The sequence below is a fragment of the Gordonia sp. NPDC062954 genome (genome assembly GCF_044543825.1).
Lineage (GTDB): Bacteria > Actinomycetota > Actinomycetes > Mycobacteriales > Mycobacteriaceae > Gordonia > Gordonia tangerina.
In genome coordinates this window covers 26282-49938 of sequence record NZ_JBITWL010000031.1, presented here as the reverse complement: position 1 = coordinate 49938, position 23657 = coordinate 26282, and the positions used below count along the sequence as shown (strand labels likewise).

The window sequence follows — 23657 nt, the reverse complement described above, 5'->3', positions numbered from 1 at the left end:
CGGATCGAGTGACCGAAATACTTCGCGCATCACACTTTCCGCCGCCTCGGTCGGTCCGATCGCCCGACCAGGTGCGAAGCCCGGCCGACCACAGCCCAGTGTGGACACCGACACTCGTCCGCTCCAAAGTCACGGTTCCCGGCTCCGACTGTCAGCGGTCACGTAATTCCTCAGGTTGATGGGGTTGTCCGTCACGTAATTCCCCACCTGGCCGTCACGTAATTCCCCACCCTGGGGTGTGTCGGCCGGGGTTCGGGTGCGGCTACAGGTTCGCTTCTTGCAGGGTCTCCTACCGGCCCTGGAAGGGGCCCGTGGTGGCAAGGAGAACGTGGACGATGACCGATTTGATGGAGTTGTTCCGGCATTGGCATGGCGGCCGGTCTCAGGTGCAGATCGCGGCGGCGTTGGGGATCGACCGCAAGACGATCCGCAAATATCTGGCGCCGGCGATCGCAGCCGGCATGACCCCTAACAGCGACGAGCGGTTCGACGAACAGGTGTGGAGGGAGCTGATCGCCGGCTGGTTCCCTGAGGCGGCTGATCGGTCGGTGCGGGCGGTGACCCGGCCGGCGATCGCAGCCCACCACGACTGGATCAAGGACCAGTTGGACCAGTCGGTGACGGTTGCGACCATCGCCCAGCGGTTGCGTGATGACCACGCAGTGGGAGTGTCGGAGTCGTCAGTGCGGCGTTACGTCACAGCAGCATTCGCCGAACAGGTCGCCGAAGGCAAGGCCACGGTACCGCGTGGTGCAGTTCCGCCCGGTGAGGAAGCGCAAGTCGATTACGGCAAGCTCGGCATGTGGCATGACCCGGTCACCGACCGGCGGGTGACGGTCTGGGCGTTCGCCATGATCCTGGCGTGCTCGCGGTTGTTGTTCGTCCAGCCGGTGCTGCGGATGGATCAATCTTCCTGGTGCGCGTCGCATGTGGCGGCATTCGACTACTTCGGCGGCACTCCCGCCCGGATCGTGTGCGACAACCTCAAGACCGGGGTCGACCGCCCTGATCTCTACGACCCGAAGATCAATCGGGCCTACGCCGAGCTCGCCACCTTCTACGATGTCCTGATCGACCCCGCCCGCGCGCGCAAACCGAAGGACAAACCGCGGATCGAACGCCCGATGCCCTACATCCGGGACTCGTTCTGGAGGGGCCGAACCTTCGGCTCGTTGCCGCAGATGCAAGAGGCCGCCGTGGTGTGGTGCACCGACGTGTACGGCCAGCATGCCCACCGCGGCATCGACGGGATGACGCCAGCCGAGCTGTTCGTTCAGGTCGAGGACGACGCTCTGAAGCCGTTGCCTCCAAAACCTTTTGAACATGTCGTCTACCACGTGGGGAAGGTCGCGCCGGACTGTCATGTCAAGGCCGGCAAGGCGTTGTATTCGGTGCCGTGGCGGCTGCTCGGGCACCGCGTCACGATCCGTACCGCCGGCGACATCGTCCAGGTTTTCGACGGCGATGAGGTCGCTGCCACCCATGTTCTGCATCTGGCGGGGCGGTCGCCGAACTTCGAGCACTACCCGCCCCACAAGGTTGCCTACACATTGCAGACCGTCACCTGGTGCCGCCACCAAGCCGACGAGATCGGCCCGGCCGCGGTCGCTGTGGTCGCCGAGCTCTCGCAAGTCAACGCTCTGCACCGGCTGCGAGCGATCCAGGGCATCGTCGGGCTACGCAAGACCTATCCCGACGCCCGGATCAACGCCGCCTGCCACCGCGCCCGCCAAGTCGGCGATGTGTGCAGTACCGCACGATCAAAGGAATCCTGGCCGCCGGCACCGAAGATGAGGGCACATCGGCCCCAGCTGTTGTTGCAGTGCCGGCTCTGCTGCGCGGCCCGGAGGCTTTCGACACAGCCTCCGGCCAATAGTTCCTCTGCGTACCGACATTGCCTTGCAACACCTTCCATCTGTATCGCGACAGAAAGAATCACCCGATGACCATTCATGATCCCAGCCTGCGAGCTGCACTCAAGACCTTGAAACTCGGCGGCATGCTCGACACCCTCGACGCCCGCTTGGCCCAAACCCGCGACGGCGGGCTCGGGCATCTGGAGTTCTTGCAGGTGCTCTGCGAAGACGAAATCTCCCGCCGCGAGCATGCCGCCCTGGCCCGACGCGTACGCCGAGCCCGCTTCGAACAACAGACAACCTTCGAAGACTTCGACTTCACGGCCAACCCGAAACTGCCCGCCGCGATGCTTCGCGACCTCGCAGCGCTGCGGTGGCTCGATGCCGGTGAATCGGTGATCCTCTACGGGCCGGTCGGAGTCGGCAAAACCCACGTGGCACAGGCACTCGGCCATCATGTAGCACGACGAGGCGCGGACGTACGTTTCGTCAAATGCGCTCGCATGCTCGCCGACCTCGCCGGTGGGCACGCTGACCGGACCATTGGCCAACGCATGCGCGAATACACTCGCCCTGCCGTGCTGATCATCGACGACTTTGCCATGCGTGAGCACACCACCACCGGATCCGACGACCTCTACGATCTGGTCTCCGATCGCGCGATCGCCGGCAAGCCACTGATCTTGACCAGCAACCGGGCACCCAAAGACTGGTACCCCCTCTTTCCCAACCCCGTCGTCGCCGAATCGCTGCTGGACCGGCTCATCAACACCAGCCACCAGATCCTCATGGACGGCCCGTCCTACCGACCCCGCAAACGACCCGGCCAGCCAGCGAAGAAGACCGCCTGACCCCACCCGGCCTGCTCAGCTACGCTGATCCCAGCACACTCGAACATGGGGAATTACTTGACGGAAACCCCTGAGGAATTACATGACCGTCGACACTCCGACCTTCTCGTTGCTATGTGAGACCCGAAGCATGCGCCACGCACACTGTGCATGAGCGCGATCCAGACGTGACGACGCACCCGCACGCTGGATTCCGATCCGGCAGGTCAGACGGTGCGCGCCTGAAGAGCGGAAACGACGGCGGCGACAAGGGCTATCGCGACAAGACGAGTCCCGATCTGGGTAGTGGACAAATCCCCGCTGGCAACAAAGACAACGATCACAGCGAACGCGAGAAATAGCCAAGGCATCCACTTGCTCTTCACATCACCACCTGCATGACATTAGCTACCACGGCCTGACCCTACTATGCGAGCGTGGAGGCTGTGACGACCTACCGCGACTACATGTGGCTCGATGACCAGTATGCGTTCTGGGCCGCCAACGGGTACTACGCGACACTGATTCGCGACATCACCCCGTCAGATGCGCTGGACTTGCTCGATGCCGCCCAACGCCAAGGGGCCGTTAACGGACTCAAGAAATCCGGGGGAGAGAGGCCATACTTCTATCGGCAGGGTGTCGACTTCACCACGCAGGAAGCAGTCGAGGTCGCCGGCGTGGGCGACGGATGGACACTCCTGACCAGCAGCTGCGTCGGAAGCAACCCCGACCTCATGGCACCCATCATCGCCGGACACAAAGTCATTTCCCACTTCTCAGACATCGACGGACAAACACGCTTAACGTGGTGGCGCGACGGCCACGAGCAGATCTCGTTTGAGCCGAACGCCCCCTGGGTCGAACTCGCGGAAGCCACGCAACGGTACCCGGACATTCATGCCACGATCGTGCAGCTGGTAGGCATTGTGGGCGAATTTGAGCTGGTGCATGACCCCGCTGGCTCAGTCACGCGATCTACGGCCGCTGAATCATGAACGTGCTACTCGCCGAGGCTGGACTGTCCGAATGCGCCAGAGACGCGGCGTGTAGCGCGGATTTCAATCGACCGTTCTACATCGCCTTTGCGATGCTCGTCCTGTTCTCCGTCTGGTTCACCCTGTCGATGTTTGCGACCGTCGACGTCATCAGCCGACACATCGGCTTTCGGCGCAGCGTGATGTGGCTCGGCGTCGTATGGATCATTCCGATCGTTGGTGCTGCCGCATGGCGATTCGGGCCGTCCCGCCGGACTCTAGGAGAATCGAGAAATAACGTGGCTGAGATGGATTAGGGTCTCCCGATTCTCTGCGACCGTGAACCACACCCGCTGCAGCGGCCCCGCCTACTCAACAGCCACGGAGATGAGCTTTCCGACCGCGTACAAGCTACCGGGTGCCGGATTGGCCGAATCCGCCGTCACCTGAGCGACATGACCCGTCGGCCAGGTCGGTGACCAGAGGTAGCGCACCTCCTCGACCACTCCGGCGAACTCAGGGACGCTTCGCCGGAGGAACGGCTCCAGGTACTTGTCTTCGTGCGCAACGCCAGGGCTTTGCGCCGCCGTCGTCGAGGAATGGATGATGAACAACGCCCATCGCATACAAGGGAAATGCAACGTACGTTTGTTTTATAAGTGGCCGTTGTCTATGGTAGGGAAATTTTCGGTCGGCTGGAAGTTGGCTTCTTCGTCCTAAACCGTTAAATACCTGCCTGTGCTGTATCCGTTAAATCCTGGCGGCTTGCACTTGGCGCTGCGGCGTGCTTCAAGCAGCCACGATCAGACGCATGTACATGGGTTACGGTGCAAGCACCTTTCGATTCGAGGATTCGTGAAAGCCTGATCTTCAGGCGCGTCGGGCAAGCTAAGATTGCCTTTGGGTAGAGAAAATTTGTATTTCTCAACGGGAGGTGGCGAATCATGCCCGACCAAGCATCGAGTGGGCGTCGCAAGAGGTGGCTCGGTGGTGCGGGCGCATTGGCCGCAGTCGCCCTCACTGCCACAGTGGTGGGTGTGGGACTGTCGGCAGCTGACCCTGACGATCCGTCATGGCCGCCCCCGGACACCGCAAAAAATACACCGCCGCCGCCAACGGCCCCCAAGGAACCGTCGGGCCCCTTCCAGGGGACACCGAAAGACAAAATCCCAGAGAAAAGGAATCGTCAGCCAGGGCCTACCGAGCAATCCAGGCCTCCTGTCGGAAGCCGGCCGGCCGGGGAGATGCTCAAGCGGATGCAGCGTGAAGTCGAGGGACGCAACGACCAGTGGATCTGCTACGACGAGGATGGCCGGTACGTGACCAGCATTACCGTCGCACTGCTCAACTCCGAGGTAAAACTCAGCCGAGAGTACCGCGACGAGCAGTGTCGCCAGAACGGCGCGGCCCGGAGCGTGCCGAATGCCTAGATGAGTGATTCCATCTTGTGATGCAGATGGTTCCGCTGCGGGTATGTGCCGAGGTGCCCCACGCCGTGTTTCGGCACCCCGTGGGACATCAGCTCCGACGGGCTACTCGTACTCGCCTCGGTGCTCTGGCACCGTCGCAAAACCGACACCGCGGCCTGCGACCAGCTGCTCACCTACGACCCCGCTGGGCACACCGGAGGGCCTGGAGCTGCCGTTGGCGCGCTGCACGCTGGGGCAGCCGTGGCACTGGATGTGCACCTTCGCCCACACCACCTCGACCACCTCGCAGACCGGCCCCGGACTCGGTCGAGCCGCACCGATCATGCCGACCTGCAACGCCCCGCACCGGCGGTGTCCTCGCATGGTGTCGGGTGCGCGTGGGCACTACCGCAAACGTCTGATCCCCGCGGTGGCCACCGTCACCGCGACCGCGACGTGGCGGGCCGTCGGTGACCCCGATGCCATTCGTGAGTTGCTGGGCGAGGTGAGCGAGATCGGTAAGTACCGCACCAGCGGGGAAAGGCCGCGTCAGCGCCTGGACCGTCGAGGCCCCCCGGTGACGACTGGTGGTCGGCTGGCCACGAACACATGCCCGGTGTCCTCGGCCGCGCCGCACCCGCCGCGTGTCTCAATGACCACCCGGCGACGGTCCACGGCGGTCGCGCGCGCATCGCGGTGCGCGCACTGTACGCACACCCCGGCCGTCACTCCACCCACGCCGTCCTGCCTGTGCACTGACCTCGGCCCGCCACTGGGGATTGAGGGAGAACCTGGGTCTGCGTCTGCGGCAGTCAACGTATGAGTCGCGACGTGATGATCTGCCGCTGGGGATCAGCGGCGGTCGCGCCACACTCCGTCGATCGGCGACACAGCCCAGCCGAGGACACGAATCAGATGCTCGCGGATGTGGTAGGGGCGACGATGATCCCGGTACCACTGGACACGTACTGCGGGACCGCCCGCCCGGTCGGCCTGCCCAACTCCTGGGGCTCGATCGTGGTAGCTGCGCAGCAGCGAGCCGACCTCGGCGCGGGACAGGGCGCTGTCAGCGAGGAGACGTTTGGTCAGTCGGGCGTCGGCCGCGCGCAGACTCGCCCGGCGGATCGGCGACAGCGGTTTGTTCAGTGCGTCGATCCGCCGGGCGCGTCGTTCGAGGACTGTCGCCCAGTCGCTTGTGCTCACCCGACCGAGAAGCTCCCGATGACTGTGTTGCCGTCCTTGGCATACAACGGGATCTGTCCTGCGCGGCGGCTACCGTCGGCGCTCCGCGCGGACGACTCAGGTAGGTCCGAGTTCTTCACGTAGTCGAGTTGCCCTTTCTCTTCCATAGCCACAGATCGCCTGGTCCCGCCGTCGGGCTTCCCACCCATCCATGTGATCACGATGTCAGCGGGGTTGCGGTGTCGAGGGTGGTGGTGGGTTCTGATCGCCAGGTTGGGGGATGGGGAAGGTCAGTGATGGGCTGGGCGGATCGTCGGAGGTGAGCTGGTTGTGTGGATTGGCGCGCTGCGCGGCGAGTGCAGCGGCCAGCGGTGGCGATGACGTGTCGCGGGCCTGTTGTTCGGTGATGGGTGTGTGGCCGTCGACGGGCACGATGGTGTACCACTTCTCGGACTCGAGGTAGCGGGTCGCGAACAAGTACCACTGCCCGACGGTCAGTGGGTGGTCGCCGTCGACGGAGATGTAGACGCCGTCTTGGGTGCCGCCCTGCTGATTGACCGTCACGCTTTGGGCCACCTCGCCTTTCAGCGAGGTGGCTGTGAGCACGCTGTATTGGGTTTCGGGGATCGGGCCGAGTGCTCTGGTGCCGGCTCCGGATTCCACGCGGCCGGTGAAAACGTGGGTGGAGATCGCCATCAGGTTACGCAGCTCGCTGGTATCGGTGACCGAGTCGGCTTCCACGGTGGAGGTAGCGGTCGCCGATTCGGTGGGCGGGATGCCTTGGTTGACCTGGGTGTGCCCGCACCCGGCCACGCCGAGGGCGGTCACCGCGACAGCGACAGTGATGGCTGTCCGGCGAGGATGATTGGCCATTAGAAGCCCCACTTGTTGTGGTAGAGGTCGCGGGTGAGACCGGTGGGTGTGTAGCTGGTGCCACGGTCACCGTCATTATCGGACATGAACGCTGGTGGTAATGGCGAACAACAGACGAGGGGATCGATCATCTCTCAATCGAACACGCGCGCGCGAGGGCAGATTGCGGCGTCAGCGCTGACCGGAGCTGTTGTAGGCCTGGCCGCAGTGATCGGCTGGCGGTACGCCAGTCCGCGCCAGTTCATCGATTTTGGCTACTCCGCACGTGAGATCAGTGGGCATGACAGTGGGTACTTTTTCACGTTCGACTATCTGCAGTCGGTGGCGGGTCCGCGTTGGTTTCCCGAGCTGCTGGTTCTTCCACTGGTCGGCGTGCTGATCGGCGCCGTGATGGGCCTGGCGGCGTTGGTGGTACCGGCCCCGGTGTCGGGGTGGCGCACCACCGCCGTTCAGGTGGTGAGTGCCCTGCTCATCGGAGCCGGCATGGGACTCGTCGTCGCGCTCTATGCCCGCCAGGTGCAGCCCGCTCTGCTGATTCAACCGGTCAAAGACCCGTCATTCGTTCCGACCGACACGGATATCGGGAGTCTCTCTGCAGTACGTGGCGCACCACCATATTTGGACATGTCGCCGGAGCTTGTGTACTTCCCCCTGGTAGGAGCGTTCTGCGCGGCGATCGTCAGGATCATCCTCGAATCGATCCGCCGCATGATCCGCTCGTGACGAGACGAGCATTCGACCGGGAATCAGCGAAAGGAGTTAGGGAAATATGATCCAGGCAGGCGGATCAGTCAGATCGGCCGGTCACCTCGCACCCCGACCCATAGACCCCGGTCGAGCTGAACCGATCATGCTGATCCTTGTCGATGTATGAACGAAGACCCGCATCCTGGGCAGGTACCGCCCATGGCCGACACCGAGACGATTGAGGCCAGGTGGGCGGAGCTGTCGGCGGCCATCGACGCACTCACCGAACGGATCAGCGATCCCACCGACTTTCCGGTGCATGCGGGTAGCTCGTTGGCTGGTAACGACAGCAACGGACGGAAGCCGTGTACCGAACTCGTCTGGAATCACCGACCCAGTCAACGGTGCCCGCCGACACGTCAACGACACCGTCCGACCAGGATCTACCTCGGTCATCGGCGGCTCATCGGCCAAGAGAACCCAGAGGCGGATCATGATCACCTAACAGCTGGAAACGAGATGTTCGATAGCCTGCGCGGCGCTGTCGCCCGCGGTAGTCGGGGCGGTATCGTGCGCGAGGAGTCTTAACCGCGGTCGGACGGAGCCTCATACTCGGCACTGCGACTACCCGCCTAACGAGTAGCGTCGCCGACGAATCGGTACCAGCCCCCGCCCAGGTCAGAAAGTACGAAGAAACTGTAGTAGTCTGGCACGTTCTGTGGAGAGTAGAGCCAACCGGCCACCCGGGTTGTAGAGTCGGCATTGTAGAAATAGATGGCTTCATCTGATCTTTGAAGGGCCGAGCGAATATCCAGGTTTCCGATCCGAACCGGCCCAAGTGATGAACCCGGATTGTCCTCTATCTGCTGCGCTAGCCGATCAAATGTGGCGCGATTATCGAAGAATCGCGACGGGCCTGGAACGAAGGCCAGTATCACGGCAGCGATCACCACAACGGGAGCAAAGGTGATCCACCATGACCATGCGCGCGTCGTCCATAGACACAACGCTGTCCGCGTCAGCCATATCATCCCGGCAACGAGAAGAAAAAATCCTGAAACAACCAGGAGTACAAACTTGTGCTCGTTAGTCATGTTGGTGCCGAGGGGCCACCAGTTGTAACGCACACAGAGCAGAACGAGCGACGCGGTCAACGCGAGTATTGCAGCGACCAAACCGGGCGGACGGATACGCCACCCCGTCCGCCCCGTACTCGATTCACGGCCGGAACCGTTCAGGTTCCGAAATCGGCGAATTTTGGCCGTCATGTCTAATCGGATGCGGTGGACCCCCATCTACGACAACGAGTTCATGGCTATCCCGTGCGTCCACAGAGTACAGGGAACTGCTCTGATCGCGAGGTCGCTCCCGGTCAATTGCAACGGTGCGACAATCGCCCAGTGCACCCACTAGCTCAGTGGAGGTGGTAGTCCACAGCGTGCGGTTCGCGCTGTTCCTTGAACATTTACCGCCGCCTGGTCCGTTTCACGTCATAGCTGCTTGGCCGTACTTCGACCTCGCCGATCGCCAAGTAGAGTTCGACGCAAGCGATATCGTTGATGCTGCCGAAAGAGTCCAGATACTCTGGGACACGACCACTCAAGAACCCGCTCCGTGGACCCGCGACGAACGTGAATTGAACCGGCAGAGAGCGGTCCTCGAAAATTCCCAGAAAGGGCCGGTTCGCCGAACATTTTGACACACTGCCCCAGTCCCTCGGAACGATGCGCAGGGCAACAACTTGGCGTCGAGAACAACACTGGTGGACGACTCGACAATGAGCTACGGCGCGGATGGAGAATCGCACAGGACGGCGATCGTTCATAGACGGCACATAGCATCGCCGTCGTCATCTCTGCTGCCCGGACTACCCCAGACCGGAGCGGCACCGCCATCGCCGTATTGCGTGTGGTCCTTCGCGAAATGGGCGGGTCTCTCTACTTCTCGTACCTGTCGCGGTGCAGGAGGTGTACCAGGGCGAACGCTGCCGCGCCACAGACAACGCATGCCGACAGCGATTTGAGGAATACCGTCCAGAAAGACTCACTTGCGGCGGCGACTGCGACCGGCAGGATTGCGGTCAGGACAAACCACGCCGAGAAAGCCTGCCGCTCAGATTTGCTCATGCGCGGTGCATCGAAAGTCGGCCGGGGAAGCACAGGTCCTGGGTTTCGAGTTCATCGGCGAACCCACTGTCTCGATCAGTCCTGGTGCAACTCATTTCGGAAGCCTATCCCGGCGTAAACGGTTGCTGCACATACCGAAGTGAAACCGGAACCTGCTATAGTTTCAAGTTCCTGATAACGGTACTGGTACGAAAGTCATGACCGCTTCGTTCACCAGCGGAAGTGAGAGGGCCACCGCCATCGCTATCACCTTGGAAGACACGTTGGCCGCCGTGAGCCTTCTCCTCAACGCCGAGTCGTGTTCACGAGTGTCCGGAACCGCCGAATACAGGTCCTGGGGGAAGGAGGACCTCGCGGGTCCGCCGAAACGTACGAATCTTGTGGATTTCGTCGTAGACCACGAGCTCGGTACTTGGTCGGAGCGTGACGTCAAGTCTCGCGACCGTAGGCGCTATTCCAGGGAAACGGGACAAGAGCTGGTCGACGACAATGGGCAATTGATCCCCCCGAAACCGCCTTCTGAGTTTAACCACTGGCCGCTCCTCATCAAGCTGATGAGACCAACCAGGTTCGCGATATGGGGGCGGCCCGGAGACGACTGGCGAATGACGGGCGCCGAGTCCACCCAGCACGGCCTTCTTGTGCACTTTGATCGCAGCGAATCGTCAGCGACGGCAGAGTTGTTCATTGATGCCCACTTCTCGTTGCCCACTCGCTGGACCCAGGTCAACGTCGTCGGACCCAACCGCGGAGCGAAACGAGAGGTAGAGATCATTGCCATCCATGTTCCGGACGCCTGGAAGCGAAAGATGGGCATGGACATGTCAGTAGAGGGTGAGGACCGGTCCTTCGTAATCGGCGACTATCAGTGGTAGCGCGGGCAACATCCGAGATCGATACATGAATTCGCAACCACCTGACCGCGACTCTGCGAGTCACGCCTATCGCTGGCGGATTGTCGCGGTGAGTGTGTTGGTCGTGGTGGTCGCGGTTGCAGGTGTCTCGGTCCTCGGCAAGATGGCGTTGGCATGGATCGACAACGGCATGACGCAGGTCCGCACGCACGAGTCGGCCGACGACGCTCGCGACTTCGTCGAAGGTTTCGGCGCGAAGCTGACGTCCCAGGACCACATCGACTATGGCGAAGTGCAGAGCTCGTTCATGGATCCGAGCGCCTACATCGTCGTCACTACGTCGTCGCCGGATCGGGTAACCGAACTACTTCGCGCATCACACTTTCCGCCGCCTCGGCCGGTCCGATCGCCCGACCAGGTGCGAGGCCCAGCCGACCACGGCCCCGTCTGGGCGCCGACACTGGTCCGCTCCAAAGTCACGGTTCCCGGCGCCGACCTTCTCGTTGCGGTGTGGGACCCGAAGCATGCGCCACGCGCGCTATACATCAGCGCGTACCAGATGTGAGGACATCGCGGCGGCTACATGCGGCTCGGTGAGCGGCATGCGTTGGCAGGTCGCATAGGGTGCGCCTATGGCGAAGGTACGCGCGGCGTGGACCGTCTTGGCGCTGCTCGGTGTCAGCCTCGCTGTATGGGCCGCCTTCGGGCCGGTGGGATCAATATCGATGTCGTGTTCCAAATCGGGCGAGCTGTACCTGCCGAACATGCCCACCGGCGCCACCTGTGATGACCCCATGTACTCGGTGCTGGGAATCTGGCCCTTGGTGCAAGTGGGCGCGCTACTGGCAGCCCCACCAGCGCTGGCAGCTGCGATCATGCGGTGCAGCGTGTCGTGGTTGGCGGTCGCCGTGCTGGCGGTCCTGTCCGGATTCGGGCTCGGCCACTGGAGTGGCTTCTGGGTGCTGCTGGCCTGCGTACCCATGACCATCGTCGCGCTTGTCATTGCGCTGTGCCATACGGCCGTGGCAACACCGACGCAACACGCCCGCCCACCACGCTGACTCACGCGGCCGGGCGTACGGCAGTATGCACACATGGGTCGACTCTGCGTGACGTTGATGTTCGCGGGAAGTGTGATCGCGCTGCTGGCGGCAGCCTTGTTTCAGGGAATAATGACTCCGGGCGACGGATCGTACATGGCGATTTCGTCGTTCGGCGGCGGCAGGGTCGCCCTGTCGGAACCGATGCGCTACCTCGCCGTCGCCGCGGCTGGTGCGGCAGCAGGGGTCGTGACCGCTGGGGTGCTGTATGCGGCCGGTGCGCGTGTGGAACCGCAGCGGCGGATCGGACTGACCGTGGTGGCCGGACTGCTCGGGTCCGCGGTGGGCGTAGCACCCGTATTGCGCGCGGTCGCATTGATGGTCGACCTGTCTGACTGGCTGTCGCCGCTGGTGCCGTACGCGATCAGTGGCGCTGTGGCGTATGGGCTCGCGATTGCCGCGGTATTCCTGGCCCTGCGGGCCGTCGATGATCCCGCGACGAGCCAGACTGTTCAGGCTGTGGCTGTGGTGCTACCCGTCGGGGCACTGCTGGCGACGATCTGCGGCGTTGCCGGTGCGTGGGCGCTGGGCTTTGCGACGGTCACCTCGACATGGATCGTCGTGATCGCCATCGTCCTCATCGTCTTGTCCGCGACGTTCGCGGCAGGCCGCGCGGTCGGTCTGCGCCGGGCCACCGACAGCTGACACGTCACAGCCGAGTGTCGGTCGGTTCGGATTCCAACGCCAACACACCGAACACACATTCGTGGATGCGCCACAGCGGGTCTCGATCGGTGTGACGCGCCAGGGCTTCACGGCCCAGCTGGTACTCGCGGAGTGCCAGCGACCGTTTGTGGGTCAGGTCGCGCGAGCGCAAGCGCCTGAGATCGTGCTTGTAGCCCGGACCGTAGATGATGCGAAGGTACTCGGGTCCGCGCACCTTGAGTCCGGGCGCCACTATCCGACCCTTGTTGTCGCGGACGAGGTTGTCGGACGGCTTCACCACCATGCCCTCTCCCCCGCGTGCCACGATGTCACGCCACCAGTCCGCCCCCTCGGAACGCGACATCTCGTCGGTGGTGTTCACGACGAGGTGCGCGGCGGGAACAAACAACGACTCGTCAGCCTCGGCGAGCCGATTCACCCGCTCCAGATGCCACTGGTGTGAACGGGTTTCGAGCGTCATCGACTGATCGGAGTTACCGCAGGCCAGGATCTCGAACGGCGCGATCCGCACGTCGTCGATCGTGGCGCCCACCTGGACATGCCGGCGGTAGGCGTCGGTGAATTCGTCGATGTCGTTGCGTTGCTGCGCAGCACCACTACGCAGCGCATCGACGTCCAGGTCGCGTTCGGCCGCGCGGTCCAACTCCGCCGACAGCTGCGCCAACTCCGGCACGGCTGCTGCCGAGACAGAGGCGAACTCGTCACAGATCAGGCCCTCACCCTTGATGTTCCATGGCAGCGACTCGGCATCCAGAATCAGCCAGTCACAGTCGAGTTGGTCGAACAGCGTCCGAGATGCCTCCTTGGCTCGTTTCAGCGTGGCGGCCGTCGTCGACGCGTCGAAGAACGATCGGCCGGTGCGCGTGTACAGCGCACCTGTGCCGTCGGTGACGCCGAACGCGCGTCGCGCCGCGTCGTCGTCGCGCGTCACCACGAGTACGGCTCGCGAGCCCATGTGCTTCTCTTCGCACACCACCTCGGTCACGCCGCGTTCGGTGTAGAAGTCGAACGCGGCCTGCGGGTCCTCCAGCAACGCCGGGTCGGTGCTGCCGACCGGGCTCATGGTGGGCGGCAGGTACCGCAGCCAGCGCGGGTCGATGGCGAACCGCGACATCACTTCCAGCGCCGTGGCCGAGTGTTCTTCGGTGACGAGCACCGACGGCCCATAGCGGGTGAGGATGCGCCGCTTGCCTGCGACGTCGTCGAGGCGCACTGCCGCGCGCACCCGCGCATCGGCGTCGGACTCGCCGTAGCCCATCGGTCGCTCGGGAGCCCAATACGTTTGACGGGCAGCTACATCGACCAGATCCATCTCCGGATACCGCAGCGCGGTGAGCCGTCCGCCGAATACGCAGCCGGTGTCGAGGCACAACGTGTTGTTGACCCAGCCGGCCGCCGCCACCGGCGTGTGGCCGTAGACCACGCGGGCGCGACCGCGGTAGTCGCGGGCCCAGTCGACCCGTACTGGGAAGCCCCAGCGGTCGGTGTCCCCGGTGGTCTCGCCGTACATCGCCAACGATCGGACTCGCCCCGATGTTCGGCCGTGATAGCGCTCGGCCAACCCGGCATGGGCCACCACGAGTTGCCCGTCGTCGAACACATAGTGCGAGACCAGCGAATCCAGGAAGACGATCACCTCGTCGATGAACTCCGCCGGCTGCTGGTCCAGTTGCGCGAGCGATTCAGCCAGACCGTTGGACAAGCTGACGGAGTCCCGGGACCGGCCCGATCCGCGTCGCTGTCGCAGTGCCCGCAGCAGCTTCTCCTCGTGATTGCCGCGCACGCAGATCGCTTGGCCTGCTTCGACCATCGCCATCACCAGGCGCAGCACTCCGGCGGTGTCGGGGCCGCGATCGACCAGGTCCCCGACGAACGCCACCCGCCGACCGTCCGGGTGATCGTCCATGCCATACACGGTGCCGTCCTCGTCGCGGCGCGGCGACCAGCCGAGATCGACGAGCAGATCGTACAGCTCGTCGCAGCAGCCGTGGACGTCACCGATGATGTCGAAGGGACCGTGGTCGTCGGTGCGGTCGTTGAACACTCGGGTCCGAACGAGCGCCGCAGCGTCGATGTCATCGACTCCCGTCAGCGTGTGGACGAAGCGGAAGCCCTCCTTACGCAGGTTGCGTGCCTGTTTGAGCAGTGTGTGTTGCCGGCGCACGACCCCTTCGTCGACGTCGGCGCGGCCGGCAACACGCCGCACCAGTTCGGTGACCGGCACGTCCAGCACGATCGCGACGGCGAATACGTCGTGCTCTTTGGCCAGCTCGACGAGTGCACGACGGTCCTCGGCGCGGACCGATGTCGCATCGACCACCGTCAGCAGTCCTCGCCGCAGACGCCGTCCGGCCACGTCGAACAAGGCAGCGAAGGCATCGCCGGTGGCCGACTGGTCAGCCGGGTCGTCGGCGACCATGCCGCGGAAGGTATCCGACGAGAGCACCTCTGTGTCGCGGAAATGGTTGCGCGCGAATGTTGTTTTGCCCGCGCCGGATACGCCGATCAGCACCACCAGGCACAGATCCGGGACCTCGATGTCGGTCATCGGCGGCCTCCTTCACTCCAATTGAGTTGAGGCGAGGAGTCGTCGCGAGTGAAGACCGCACACTGTGTGGGCGCGCCGAGCCCTTCGACCGACTCGCCAATCCCGTCGATCGTTACGCGATAGCGGTACTCCTTGGCCACCGCGGCGCACCACTGCGCGAAGTCGGCGCGCGTGAACTCGAACCGGTGGTCGGGGTGACGCCACTGCCCGGCCAACCCGTACGCCTCATTGTGGTCGTGGTTGGGAGTGGTGATCACGACCGTTCGGGGTGCCATCTCGTCGAGGACCGACGACATCGCGATCGGCAGCCGATCGAGCTCGATGTGTTCGATCACCTCCATCAGCACAACGGCGTCGAATCCGCGGCAGCGCGGGTCGGTGTACATCAGCGACGATTGCCACACCGAAGTCCCACGCCATCGCTGCAGTCGCTCACGAGCGCGGTCCACCATCACCGGTGCGACATCGACGCCCGCGATCTGCGCACCGGGCAGTGCCGTGACAAGTTCGGCCAGGAATCGGCCTTCCCCGCAGCCGGCGTCGAGAACCGATCTGGCACCGGCACGAGCGAGGGTGTCGACCACCCATTCCCGTCGGTGCCGCGCCAGTGACACGCGACGCTCGGGCATCGCGTTCGCGTAGTCGGCAGGCTGCGCAGCTGCGGCATCCCCGGCCAGACGCATCACCGCCTCATCGGTCAACGAACGAACATGCTTGACGTAGCCGGCTGCGATGTCGTCGCGCCGTGGGTGGGTGTTCAGCCAGCCGTCGCCGAGGCGCTGCAGCTTGTCGACCTCGGCGTCATCGACGAAGTAGTGCTTGGCACCTGCCAGAACCGGCAGGCATATCGATAGGTGTCGCAACGCATCTCGGACGGTGTGCGCACCGGACAGCGAGATCGTCACAAATCCGGAATCGCCCCACTGCGGCGGCTCCAAGGGTTGGGCCGAGGTCTGAACAGTCCAGCCGAGCGGCTCGAACAATTCCGCTGGGCTGCTACGGCCGCCGGTGGGGACCGACGGCACGGTCAGCGTCATCGGCCAGCGATGTTCCACCAGTTCCGGCCGGGTGGCGCAGCGACCCGCGAGCGCGTCGCCGAACACCTTGCCCAGCGCCACCACCAGACGCGACGACGCGGCGAATGGCACCACATTCACATAGCGTCCCATCCCCTCGGCCCGATCTACCTTGGCGCCGACTCCATCGACATGCAGCACCACCCGGCACAACTCGGGTGACGCGACCGGAAAGAACACCGTTGCGCCACCCTGCGACGTCGCGAACTGCTGCACGCGATCGGGGTGTTTGTACAGCAGGAACCCGACATCGGTGGCCGGGACCTGCGCAGTTCCGGCAACCTCGATGGACATCAACACCACTTCACGGTATGGCACAGCGCAACTGGATTGTCAGCGGCAATGCGATACACCGCTCAGCTCGGTGAGAACCCACCGACATCCATCCCGATCCACAGCAGCGCGATGATCGGGAACACCACGGTGAAGCCGGCCCACAGGAACCCCACGATCCACCGACTCGCCTTCCACCGCCAGAACATGATGCCGCCGATCCCGTAGATCAGAGTGGGAGGAAGCGCCCAGATCAGCCAGTACATGATGGGCGGGCCGGGCAGCTCCCCGGCACGTTCGCGTGCGGGCACCGCATAGGCGACAGGTAGGTCGGGCGTCGTACGCAGCGCCCACACGGCCGAGTAGAACGCAAGGACACAGCCGCCAACGAACACCATGGCCTGCAAGACGACGATCACGATATGACGCACTATCCACCAGCGGTGGAGGCGCGCGACATCCGCCTGGTCGCTGTCGGCCATGACGCAACGGTACTGGCCGCGCGGCAACAAATGCGCTCGGCCACACAGACCGCAGCCGTGTCCACACGACGGCGCGTCGAAAAGGGCTGGCACGAAGACTGCCACAACTGGGACGAGTCCAGATCTCCATCGGCGGTGGCTGTCATGACTGATTATCCGTTCGACGTCACCGACCGATGGACCCGTACCTGGCGGACCCAACACTGGGACGGAGCTTCCGAAATCCCTTCACGATGGGCGAGCGCGGTTACTGCCGTCGAAAATGATCTGAGCTGCTGGACCCGTAAGAAGCCATTGCCGGACTTCACCGACCATGAGTGGGACGTCTTGGTGATCGACTCCGACAACGTGTTGTTTCAGCTACGGCAACGTGATTCGACCGGCTGGGCCGGATACTTCATGACGGACAATCCGCTGGAGACAGACCGACCGGCCGCAAATTGCATCGTGTTCCTCGCCGACGAAGTACAAGGCAATCTGACGGGCTACCACCGGATCGACTGGCCGTCGGCCGGGTGGGACGTTCTCGACCCAAGGGTAGTCGATGGGACCGCGATGTGGTGTCGAACGCGTGATGGCACACCGATCGCACGCGTGGGTGCGCTGTGCACTGACTGCACCACGGGGTGGTGAGTACGTCTATGGACGCCATCGCCACCCGCCAGCGCAACCAGCCGGCGCCGCCGACGGTCGTCTTCGACGATCTCGTGACGCCGAATCGGCAACCGGGCCGACCGTGGCTTCATCTGCTCGACGATGAGATCGCACCAGTCGTCGTCGAATCCGCCCGTCCTACACGGGTGGTCTGGTCATCACTGTGGATCAAGCGGCCAGACGCCCAGGTCATGTTCGACCTGAGCCCTGGCCGCGGGGGTACCGATCTGCGGTGGACGCTGCTCGTCGACCCGCCTGGCCCCGATGACCGCCAGTTCCGCCATCTGTGCCAACGCATCGGCACCTTGATCAACGCCAACCTGCGCTACACGTACGGCCAATAGGGGACCTTCGCGCGACGCCGGTCACGATTCGCGCACGTTCCACCACATACTGTGACTCGCCGCCACACTCCGTGGCTACCGTTTGCACATGGATCACTATGTCCGCCAGGAACCGATTCCTGAACCAGAACCGGTGCCGCCCCCACGTGGATGGCGTGCACGACTGCGGGACTGGCGACACCGAGTGTTTGGTTCGCAGCCGAGCGGATACTCGTCGATCTCCCCGCGCAAACCCGACGGCACTCGCGGCCCGATCTTTCCGTTCAACTCCAGCGGTGGCGGGGGCGGGAGCGCGTAGACGGGCTGATTGAAGCGGTCGGGGCAGGTGGCCGCGACGTGCTGAATGTTAACGCTGGCGACGAGTACGGCGCTGCAGTTCAGGACTGCACGATCAGCGGGTCCTGAAACGACACTCGGTCTCACCAACAACACAAGGCGCCTCGCGTCGGACCAGTCGGGGGTTGGTCCGACGCGGGGCGCCTTTGTGTCTGTCGGTAGGCCGGAGGTCCGGCGTTACGGCCAGTTTCATACTCTTGGCCTGTCCTCACCATCCGGCTTTCCGGGGTCGTCCCCGTCACCTCGGTTCTTCTGTTCGTACCACTGCCCGTAGACGATCCCTAGCACAAGTCCCAAGGCGACACCGACAGCCAGGTTGTCCAAGATCAGGCCGAAAGACGCCCCCAACGCGATGCCCAGACCGATACCCGCGCCATGCGGATTCACCTTCGGATCGGTGGTCATCTGTCTGCCTTTCGGTCACCCGATGGGGGTCGGCGACGAGACATGTGGCTGACCTCTCTTCGGCGTCGTTGATTTCACCTCCGACCATAGGTGCCGCAGACTTGAGCATCCATTACCCCCCGAACGGCTCGACGACGACCGGCGTCCCGTAGTCCGTGCTCGCCTGGCTCGGCCACATCTTCTCACTCAACCCGAGACCGTCGGTCTCCCGCTTGAGCCACAGCAGCAGCTTGCGCACCGGGTCGTTGCCGTCGTTCCAAGTGGAGTCCGCAGCGACGGCGAGACGGAGGAAGCCAGCCCAGAAGTCGACGAACCGGCCGAGGCCTTCCGCGGGCGTGGCGGCCGGTGTCAGTGCGGGGACCGGGAAGCCCCACCTCCGCCGGCAGGCGGAGCTTGCCAGGCCGTGCCGCCCGAGGTTTTCGTGAGGACCTGGCCCGTCGCCCCGCCCGCTGGAACCGCCTGCGCGGCCGGGGCATATCCGTCGTCAACGACCGCATCGTGCACCAATGAGCACGAAAGTTGCTGCGTCCAAGTCTGTTTAAGGTAGAGCTCGCATAACTCGACCACGCAGAGAGAGCGAAGCCACATGACTCCGATACACGACAAGCGACCGAATGCCTGGCGCTGGGCCCCGACCGTGCTCCAAGCGTTGAGGCTGCTCTACGACGTTGCGCGGCACGGCTGGCCGTGGTGACACGTAGCAGCGAACTTCCGCGCGACCTCGAAGACCATCTTCGGCGTGAAGACGCCAACCCTCCACATCCACCGTCAGCGTTCCGCGGAACGCTCAACTTGTCAGAGTCTGTCGATAGATTGAGCAGTAACCGGTTCACGTCTGTCAGGGGGTCATGATGTCGGTTACCGCAGTGCCGTCGTCCACGAACGAGCCATCGCCAACGAGTAAGCCGCCCAGCATCTTCGACCATGTGGCCACCGATGACCTGACCACCGAGGAGATCGGAACTCGGCTTGTCGGATACGCCAGCCAGATGGCGGCATTGACCGCGCGGTTCCTCGAGTTGCTCGCGGAGTTCGACCGCCGCGGCGGCTGGAGCGGCGAGGGCATCATGTCGTGCGCGCACTGGCTGACCTGGCGCACCGGCCTGTCCATCCGTACCGCGCAGGAACATCTGCGCATCGCCCATGCGCTGCCGGAACTTCCGCTCCTGCGCCAAGCTTTCACCGAAGGACGACTCTCGTACTCGAAGGTGCGGGCTCTGACCCGCGTTGCGACACCGGAGCGGGAGGAAGAGCTCCTGAACGTTGCATTGTCGGCCACTGCCTCGCAGGTCGAACGGTTGGTGCAATCTATCCGCAACGTCGATCGCCATAAAGACGAATCCGAGCGCGGCACCATCGATTCCAGCAGCTCGTGGAGTTGGAACTTCGACGGATCGTTGTCGGTGAAGCTACGGCTCTCACCGCTCGACGGCGCCCGATTCCTGGCCGGCGTCGTCCGCGCCGAATATGAACGCACCCGCACCGCCGGCGACCCCGACCTACCGACCGAGCCCGCCCCCGACGAGGACGCTCCCGACGTCACCAAGAAGTCGCCTGGCCATCCGGGATCGGCAGACCTGTGGCGCAACGTGCCCTCCGACATCGCACCGGCGGTCGTCGCGATGGGCGACACCATGCAGAGCACGATCTCCGTGCCGGAGTTCGTGCCCGGTGCCGAACTCGTGGTCCACACCCACGACGATGCCGACCCCCACCTCGACGACGGACCGGCGCTCGAAGACAAAGAGGTCGACGAAGCCGCCTGCGGCGGAGCTGTTCGGAAGGTCAAGCACGGCAAGAAGCGCAAAGGCGCACGCGGAATTGTGCTCAACTACGGCCGCAAACGTCGCATGCCGACGCGAAAGGTGATGCGCGTGCTGTTCGAACGGGACCGTTGCTGCCAGCATCCCGGCTGCGGCCGCACCCGTCACCTACACGCGCATCACGTGCAGTTCTGGTCGCAGGACGGCCCCACCAATCCCGACAATCTGATCCTGCTGTGCTCGGCCCATCATCGCGCCCTGCACCGCGGCGAGTTCGCGATCACCGCCCGCGGCAGACAACAATTCAGCTTCCACAGACCCGACGGGTCCACGATCGAGCGTGCACCCGCAATCCACAAGCCCGACGGTTGGCAACCGGATACGGCCATCGACGACGACGCAGTCCTACCGATCAGTCCCGGACGTCACCTCGACGCCGGCTACGCGACCGAGGTCCTGTACGCCGCGTGGGCGTGGAAAGCACGCCAATCCGATGCCGATCTCGCGGCCGCATGACGTTCCGCGGAACGCTCGATCCGGCAGCCGCCCCGCTACCGACCACCACGCCCGATCCGGCTGTAGCGATAGGCGTCCTTGCGAAGGCTCGCCAGCCACGACGGTGCGAGTTCGACGTTCCGCGGAACGTTGCCCACAGGGTCGAGATCGAAGGCCGGGTCGGCCGGGAGATCGAGATCCAGCCGCAGCACCGGCACGAAGCGATCACCGCCGCGAGCGACTTCCACCGCGACGATGATCGGCCGACCCGAATACACCGCTTTGCGCAGATCGTCGATCGACAAACCCGACAGATCGCCGGGTTCGACGATGTGTGCCCGCACCCAGTACAACGCGCCGTCATGCCGGAAGGGTGTCAGGCTCGACACGGTCGCGCCCGGCCAGTGCGTGGTGAGCAGCGGCAGCGGGACACGGCCACCGAGCGGTGCCGGACCGGCGAGCAGAAGATCCCATACACGGCGGTCGCGGTCCGCGGCGTCGGCGGTGACGGGCAGTCGCACGGCGATCCCCACGATGTCGGGCAATGCACCGGGCGTGCCGATCCCCTTCGACACCCGCGCGGTGACCGGGCCTGCGCACAGCGGCAGCGGGGTGTCGCCGACCAACTCAGCCTGACCTTGGCAGACGAGACCGTCGGGATGGAAGACGCGGGCGGAGCGCGCATGCGACAGCCACTCGAACGGCTTGGCCAGGAGGCTGGTGATCACACCTGCGGGGTGACCATCGGGGATGCTCGCCAAACCTCAGTCCCAGGTTTGACACCGGGGTCGTCGGGCAATGTTCGCTGCATGAGCTCCCTGTGGTTCCAGACCCCCGATGCGGCATCGCCTGATCGCGCTGCCCCACCGACCGACCTCGCCGACAGCAGTTACGACCACGTCGTTGTGGGCGGCGGCATCACCGGCCTCACCACAGCGCTCTTGCTGGCCCGCGCCGGCCGGAAGGTCGCGGTGCTCGAAGCCCGACACCTCGGGGCCGCAGCCACCGGCAACACCACCGGGAAACTGTCGCTGCTGCAGGGCACCCGACTGTCGTCGATCTCCCGCAAGCACGGACAGGTGGCCGTCGACAACTACGTGGAGGCCAACCGGGAGGGCCAAGCGTGGCTCACCCAGTACTGCAGCAAGCGCGGAATCGCATTCGAGGAACGCGCCGCGGTGACGTTCGCGACCACCGAGTCCGGCGCAGCCAAAGTCCTCGAGGAGGACGCGGCCTGCCGTGCCGCAGGGCTACCGGTCGAGGCCGCCGACTGCGCCGAACTCCCGTTCCCGGTGCAGGCCGGTGTCCGGCTCGACGGCCAGGCCCAGATCGACCCGATGGTGGTGGCGCGCGCGTTGGCCGACGATGTGCGTGAGCACGGCGGGCAGATCTTTGAAGGTGTCCGTGTGCGCGGGGTCGGTCATCGTCGCTCGCCGCAGGTCGTCGACACCGACGCCGGGAAGGTGCACGCGGATTCCGTGGTGATTGCCACCGGCACTCCGTTCCTCGACCGCGGCGGATACTTCGCCCGTGTCCACGCGCAACGGTCGTATGCGGCCGCGTTCACCGTGGACGGGACCATCCCTCAGGACATGTATCTCGGCGCCGACGACCCGTCGGTGTCGCTGCGCACCGCTCCCCGACCCGGACACGACGGCGAACAGTTGCTGCTGGTGGGCGGATTCGGCCACGAGGTTGGCCGGGTGGAGTCCGAGCAGGCCCACGTCAACGACATGCTGCGCTGGGCCGAACGCACCTTCCCCACTGCCCGGCTGGTGGCTCGGTGGTCGGCGCAGGACTACACCTCGATCGACGAATTGCCCTACGTGGGAGCGATCTTGCCCGGGATCGACGGCGTCCAGATCGCGACAGGCTTCGCGAAGTGGGGGCTCACCAACGGTGTGGCCGCCGCTTTGGCCATCACCGGGCGGCTCCTCGGTTCCGCCCAAGGATGGTCGACGAGCTTACAGCCTTGGCGCACTTCGGAACTGACGTCGGCTCCGACTGCAGTGTCGACGAACCTGCAGGTGGCCAAGTACATGCTGAGCGGCTACCTCACGCTAGCGCGCTCCGCCGACCCTGCGCCCGCAGAAGGTGCGGGCAAGGTGGGACACGACGGCGTGGTTCCCCGCGGCGTCTGCACCGTGGACGGCACCACGACCTCGGTGGCGCCCTTGTGCACCCACCTGTACGGCGTGCTGCGGTGGAACGATGCCGAAAACAGTTGGGACTGCCCGTTGCACGGCTCGCGGTTCGATCATCGCGGCAATGTGTTGGAAGGGCCGGCCACGCGGCCGCTGGCGGGGTCGCCGGCGGCGTCGGACTGAGGTCGATCACCCGCGGTCGACCGGCCCGATCGGGTCGTCGATGAGGCGGCATCCGTCGTGGGTGCGCGTACGCACCTCGCCCGACAACGCATCTTCGACTCTCAGCCAGAACATCTCGTTCAGCCGGTTGCGTGCCTCCTCGAGGGTCAGCCACTCAACCGCGGTCGACTCGTCGGAGACCTGCTCCCGACCGCCGACCGGCACGCACCGGTAGACCAGCGATACCACCCCGCGCGTCAAGTTCTTGTGCACAGCGCTCAGGCGGTGAACGCGCACAACGATTCCGGACTCCTCCTCTACCTCCCGAACCACGCCGGCCTCGATGGATTCGTCCAATTCGAGGACACCACCAGGGATCTGCCACGACCGGTCGTCGCGGCGCTTGATCGCCAGG

The 23657-nt window shown here is 64.4% G+C and carries 24 protein-coding genes and 1 pseudogene; 14 read left to right on the top strand and 11 right to left on the bottom strand.

The window, feature by feature from the left end; all coding sequences use genetic code 11:
* Nucleotides 1-335 precede the first annotated feature (335 nt).
* The 5 genes and pseudogenes from istA (at nucleotide 336) to ACIGKQ_RS22430 (ending at nucleotide 5093) form a co-directional block, all read left to right on the top strand.
* Nucleotides 336-1876: pseudogene (istA, locus tag ACIGKQ_RS22450) on the top strand (IS21 family transposase).
* A 66-nt stretch (nucleotides 1877-1942) separates the two neighbouring features.
* Nucleotides 1943-2707 (top strand): IS21-like element helper ATPase IstB, encoded by a 765-nt coding sequence (gene istB, locus ACIGKQ_RS22445; protein WP_396574996.1) that lies wholly within the window; start codon nucleotides 1943-1945, stop codon nucleotides 2705-2707.
* Between the two features lie 416 nt (nucleotides 2708-3123).
* A complete protein-coding gene (locus ACIGKQ_RS22440) occupies nucleotides 3124-3684 on the top strand; it encodes a DUF6461 domain-containing protein (RefSeq protein ID WP_396574995.1) in 561 nt (186 codons plus the stop codon).
* On the top strand, nucleotides 3681-3980 hold the full coding sequence (locus ACIGKQ_RS22435) for a hypothetical protein (protein ID WP_396574994.1): 300 nt from the start codon (nucleotides 3681-3683) through the stop codon (nucleotides 3978-3980). Before ACIGKQ_RS22440 ends, ACIGKQ_RS22435 begins: the two co-directional genes overlap by 4 nt.
* Nucleotides 3981-4919: 939 nt before the next feature.
* Complete coding sequence (locus ACIGKQ_RS22430) at nucleotides 4920-5093, top strand: hypothetical protein (RefSeq protein ID WP_396574993.1); 174 nt, start codon at nucleotides 4920-4922, stop codon at nucleotides 5091-5093.
* Nucleotides 5094-5924: 831 nt separating this feature from the next.
* On the opposite strand, the gene ACIGKQ_RS22425 is transcribed toward ACIGKQ_RS22430, so the two are convergent.
* On the bottom strand, nucleotides 5925-6275 hold the full coding sequence (locus ACIGKQ_RS22425) for a hypothetical protein (RefSeq protein ID WP_396574992.1): 351 nt from the start codon (nucleotides 6273-6275) through the stop codon (nucleotides 5925-5927).
* A 204-nt stretch (nucleotides 6276-6479) separates the two neighbouring features.
* Nucleotides 6480-7127: a hypothetical protein gene (locus tag ACIGKQ_RS22420; protein WP_396574991.1), complete on the bottom strand. Its 648-nt coding sequence runs from the start codon at nucleotides 7125-7127 to the stop codon at nucleotides 6480-6482.
* An 84-nt stretch (nucleotides 7128-7211) separates the two neighbouring features.
* Between ACIGKQ_RS22420 and ACIGKQ_RS22415 the strand changes: the two genes are divergently transcribed.
* Nucleotides 7212-7850 carry a hypothetical protein gene (locus ACIGKQ_RS22415; RefSeq protein WP_396574990.1) on the top strand — a complete coding sequence of 213 codons (639 nt, stop codon included), beginning with the start codon at nucleotides 7212-7214 and terminating at the stop codon, nucleotides 7848-7850.
* Nucleotides 7851-8446: 596 nt separating this feature from the next.
* On the opposite strand, the gene ACIGKQ_RS22410 is transcribed toward ACIGKQ_RS22415, so the two are convergent.
* Nucleotides 8447-9082 carry a hypothetical protein gene (locus ACIGKQ_RS22410; protein WP_396574989.1) on the bottom strand — a complete coding sequence of 212 codons (636 nt, stop codon included), beginning with the start codon at nucleotides 9080-9082 and terminating at the stop codon, nucleotides 8447-8449.
* Between the two features lie 669 nt (nucleotides 9083-9751).
* Nucleotides 9752-9940, bottom strand: a complete 189-nt coding sequence (locus ACIGKQ_RS22405; RefSeq protein WP_396574988.1) for a hypothetical protein — start codon at nucleotides 9938-9940, stop codon at nucleotides 9752-9754.
* 197 nt (nucleotides 9941-10137) lie between these two features.
* Between ACIGKQ_RS22405 and ACIGKQ_RS22400 the strand changes: the two genes are divergently transcribed.
* The 4 genes from ACIGKQ_RS22400 (at nucleotide 10138) to ACIGKQ_RS22385 (ending at nucleotide 12539) form a co-directional block, all read left to right on the top strand.
* Nucleotides 10138-10815, top strand: a complete 678-nt coding sequence (locus tag ACIGKQ_RS22400) for a hypothetical protein (protein WP_396574987.1) — start codon at nucleotides 10138-10140, stop codon at nucleotides 10813-10815.
* 88 nt (nucleotides 10816-10903) lie between these two features.
* Nucleotides 10904-11359, top strand: coding sequence for a hypothetical protein (locus ACIGKQ_RS22395; protein ID WP_396574986.1), 456 nt, complete (start codon nucleotides 10904-10906; stop codon nucleotides 11357-11359).
* A gap of 67 nt (nucleotides 11360-11426) precedes the next feature.
* Nucleotides 11427-11855 (top strand): hypothetical protein, encoded by a 429-nt coding sequence (locus ACIGKQ_RS22390; RefSeq protein ID WP_396574985.1) that lies wholly within the window; start codon nucleotides 11427-11429, stop codon nucleotides 11853-11855.
* Nucleotides 11856-11888: 33 nt separating this feature from the next.
* Nucleotides 11889-12539: a hypothetical protein gene (locus ACIGKQ_RS22385; protein ID WP_396574984.1), complete on the top strand. Its 651-nt coding sequence runs from the start codon at nucleotides 11889-11891 to the stop codon at nucleotides 12537-12539.
* Nucleotides 12540-12543: 4 nt separating this feature from the next.
* On the opposite strand, the gene ACIGKQ_RS22380 is transcribed toward ACIGKQ_RS22385, so the two are convergent.
* From ACIGKQ_RS22380 to ACIGKQ_RS22370, 3 genes are all read right to left on the bottom strand, one after another.
* The gene (locus ACIGKQ_RS22380; RefSeq protein ID WP_396574983.1) at nucleotides 12544-15108 is read right to left on the bottom strand and encodes a polynucleotide kinase-phosphatase; all 2565 of its coding nucleotides are present in this window, start codon (nucleotides 15106-15108) and stop codon (nucleotides 12544-12546) included.
* On the bottom strand, nucleotides 15105-16478 hold the full coding sequence (locus ACIGKQ_RS22375) for a 3' terminal RNA ribose 2'-O-methyltransferase Hen1 (protein WP_396575010.1): 1374 nt from the start codon (nucleotides 16476-16478) through the stop codon (nucleotides 15105-15107). Before ACIGKQ_RS22375 ends, ACIGKQ_RS22380 begins: the two co-directional genes overlap by 4 nt.
* 62 nt (nucleotides 16479-16540) lie before the next feature.
* Complete coding sequence (locus ACIGKQ_RS22370; RefSeq protein WP_396574982.1) at nucleotides 16541-16939, bottom strand: hypothetical protein; 399 nt, start codon at nucleotides 16937-16939, stop codon at nucleotides 16541-16543.
* Between ACIGKQ_RS22370 and ACIGKQ_RS22365 the strand changes: the two genes are divergently transcribed.
* Complete coding sequence (locus ACIGKQ_RS22365) at nucleotides 16901-17572, top strand: hypothetical protein (protein WP_396574981.1); 672 nt, start codon at nucleotides 16901-16903, stop codon at nucleotides 17570-17572. The genes ACIGKQ_RS22370 and ACIGKQ_RS22365 overlap by 39 nt on opposite strands.
* Nucleotides 17573-17580: 8 nt before the next feature.
* The gene (locus ACIGKQ_RS22360) at nucleotides 17581-17937 is read left to right on the top strand and encodes a hypothetical protein (protein ID WP_396575009.1); all 357 of its coding nucleotides are present in this window, start codon (nucleotides 17581-17583) and stop codon (nucleotides 17935-17937) included.
* A 525-nt stretch (nucleotides 17938-18462) separates the two neighbouring features.
* Here ACIGKQ_RS22360 and ACIGKQ_RS22355 read toward each other — a convergent pair.
* Together ACIGKQ_RS22355 and ACIGKQ_RS22350 are read right to left on the bottom strand one after the other, a co-directional pair.
* On the bottom strand, nucleotides 18463-18678 hold the full coding sequence (locus ACIGKQ_RS22355; RefSeq protein ID WP_396574980.1) for a hypothetical protein: 216 nt from the start codon (nucleotides 18676-18678) through the stop codon (nucleotides 18463-18465).
* A gap of 112 nt (nucleotides 18679-18790) precedes the next feature.
* Nucleotides 18791-18916, bottom strand: coding sequence for a hypothetical protein (locus ACIGKQ_RS22350; RefSeq protein WP_396574979.1), 126 nt, complete (start codon nucleotides 18914-18916; stop codon nucleotides 18791-18793).
* Nucleotides 18917-19604: 688 nt separating this feature from the next.
* Between ACIGKQ_RS22350 and ACIGKQ_RS22345 the strand changes: the two genes are divergently transcribed.
* On the top strand, nucleotides 19605-20957 hold the full coding sequence (locus ACIGKQ_RS22345) for a DUF222 domain-containing protein (RefSeq protein ID WP_396574978.1): 1353 nt from the start codon (nucleotides 19605-19607) through the stop codon (nucleotides 20955-20957).
* A 35-nt stretch (nucleotides 20958-20992) separates the two neighbouring features.
* Here ACIGKQ_RS22345 and ACIGKQ_RS22340 read toward each other — a convergent pair whose 3' ends face one another.
* Nucleotides 20993-21664, bottom strand: coding sequence for a hypothetical protein (locus ACIGKQ_RS22340; protein WP_396574977.1), 672 nt, complete (start codon nucleotides 21662-21664; stop codon nucleotides 20993-20995).
* An 81-nt stretch (nucleotides 21665-21745) separates the two neighbouring features.
* Here ACIGKQ_RS22340 and ACIGKQ_RS22335 point away from each other — a divergent pair, with 81 nt between their 5' ends.
* The gene (locus tag ACIGKQ_RS22335) at nucleotides 21746-23263 is read left to right on the top strand and encodes an FAD-dependent oxidoreductase (RefSeq protein WP_396574976.1); all 1518 of its coding nucleotides are present in this window, start codon (nucleotides 21746-21748) and stop codon (nucleotides 23261-23263) included.
* 6 nt (nucleotides 23264-23269) lie between these two features.
* On the opposite strand, the gene ACIGKQ_RS22330 is transcribed toward ACIGKQ_RS22335, so the two are convergent.
* Complete coding sequence (locus ACIGKQ_RS22330) at nucleotides 23270-23650, bottom strand: NUDIX domain-containing protein (protein ID WP_396575008.1); 381 nt, start codon at nucleotides 23648-23650, stop codon at nucleotides 23270-23272.
* Between the last annotated feature and the right edge of the window lie 7 nt (nucleotides 23651-23657).

Bases quoted from the DNA above. Each gene is read 5' to 3' on its own strand.
- istB (WP_396574996.1), top strand. From the start codon at position 1,943: ATGACCATTCATGATCCCAGCCTGCGAGCTGCACTCAAGACCTTGAAA.
- ACIGKQ_RS22435 (WP_396574994.1), top strand. From the start codon at position 3,681: ATGAACGTGCTACTCGCCGAGGCTGGACTGTCCGAATGCGCCAGAGAC.
- ACIGKQ_RS22430 (WP_396574993.1), top strand. From the start codon at position 4,920: ATGCAGCGTGAAGTCGAGGGACGCAACGACCAGTGGATCTGCTACGAC.
- ACIGKQ_RS22420 (WP_396574991.1), bottom strand. From the start codon at position 7,127: ATGGCCAATCATCCTCGCCGGACAGCCATCACTGTCGCTGTCGCGGTG.
- ACIGKQ_RS22415 (WP_396574990.1), top strand. From the start codon at position 7,212: ATGAACGCTGGTGGTAATGGCGAACAACAGACGAGGGGATCGATCATC.
- ACIGKQ_RS22410 (WP_396574989.1), bottom strand. From the start codon at position 9,082: ATGACGGCCAAAATTCGCCGATTTCGGAACCTGAACGGTTCCGGCCGT.
- ACIGKQ_RS22405 (WP_396574988.1), bottom strand. From the start codon at position 9,940: ATGAGCAAATCTGAGCGGCAGGCTTTCTCGGCGTGGTTTGTCCTGACC.
- ACIGKQ_RS22400 (WP_396574987.1), top strand. From the start codon at position 10,138: ATGACCGCTTCGTTCACCAGCGGAAGTGAGAGGGCCACCGCCATCGCT.
- ACIGKQ_RS22390 (WP_396574985.1), top strand. From the start codon at position 11,427: ATGGCGAAGGTACGCGCGGCGTGGACCGTCTTGGCGCTGCTCGGTGTC.
- ACIGKQ_RS22385 (WP_396574984.1), top strand. From the start codon at position 11,889: ATGGGTCGACTCTGCGTGACGTTGATGTTCGCGGGAAGTGTGATCGCG.
- ACIGKQ_RS22380 (WP_396574983.1), bottom strand. From the start codon at position 15,108: ATGACCGACATCGAGGTCCCGGATCTGTGCCTGGTGGTGCTGATCGGC.
- ACIGKQ_RS22375 (WP_396575010.1), bottom strand. From the start codon at position 16,478: ATGTCCATCGAGGTTGCCGGAACTGCGCAGGTCCCGGCCACCGATGTC.
- ACIGKQ_RS22370 (WP_396574982.1), bottom strand. From the start codon at position 16,939: ATGGCCGACAGCGACCAGGCGGATGTCGCGCGCCTCCACCGCTGGTGG.
- ACIGKQ_RS22360 (WP_396575009.1), top strand. From the start codon at position 17,581: ATGGACGCCATCGCCACCCGCCAGCGCAACCAGCCGGCGCCGCCGACG.
- ACIGKQ_RS22355 (WP_396574980.1), bottom strand. From the start codon at position 18,678: ATGACCACCGATCCGAAGGTGAATCCGCATGGCGCGGGTATCGGTCTG.
- ACIGKQ_RS22335 (WP_396574976.1), top strand. From the start codon at position 21,746: ATGAGCTCCCTGTGGTTCCAGACCCCCGATGCGGCATCGCCTGATCGC.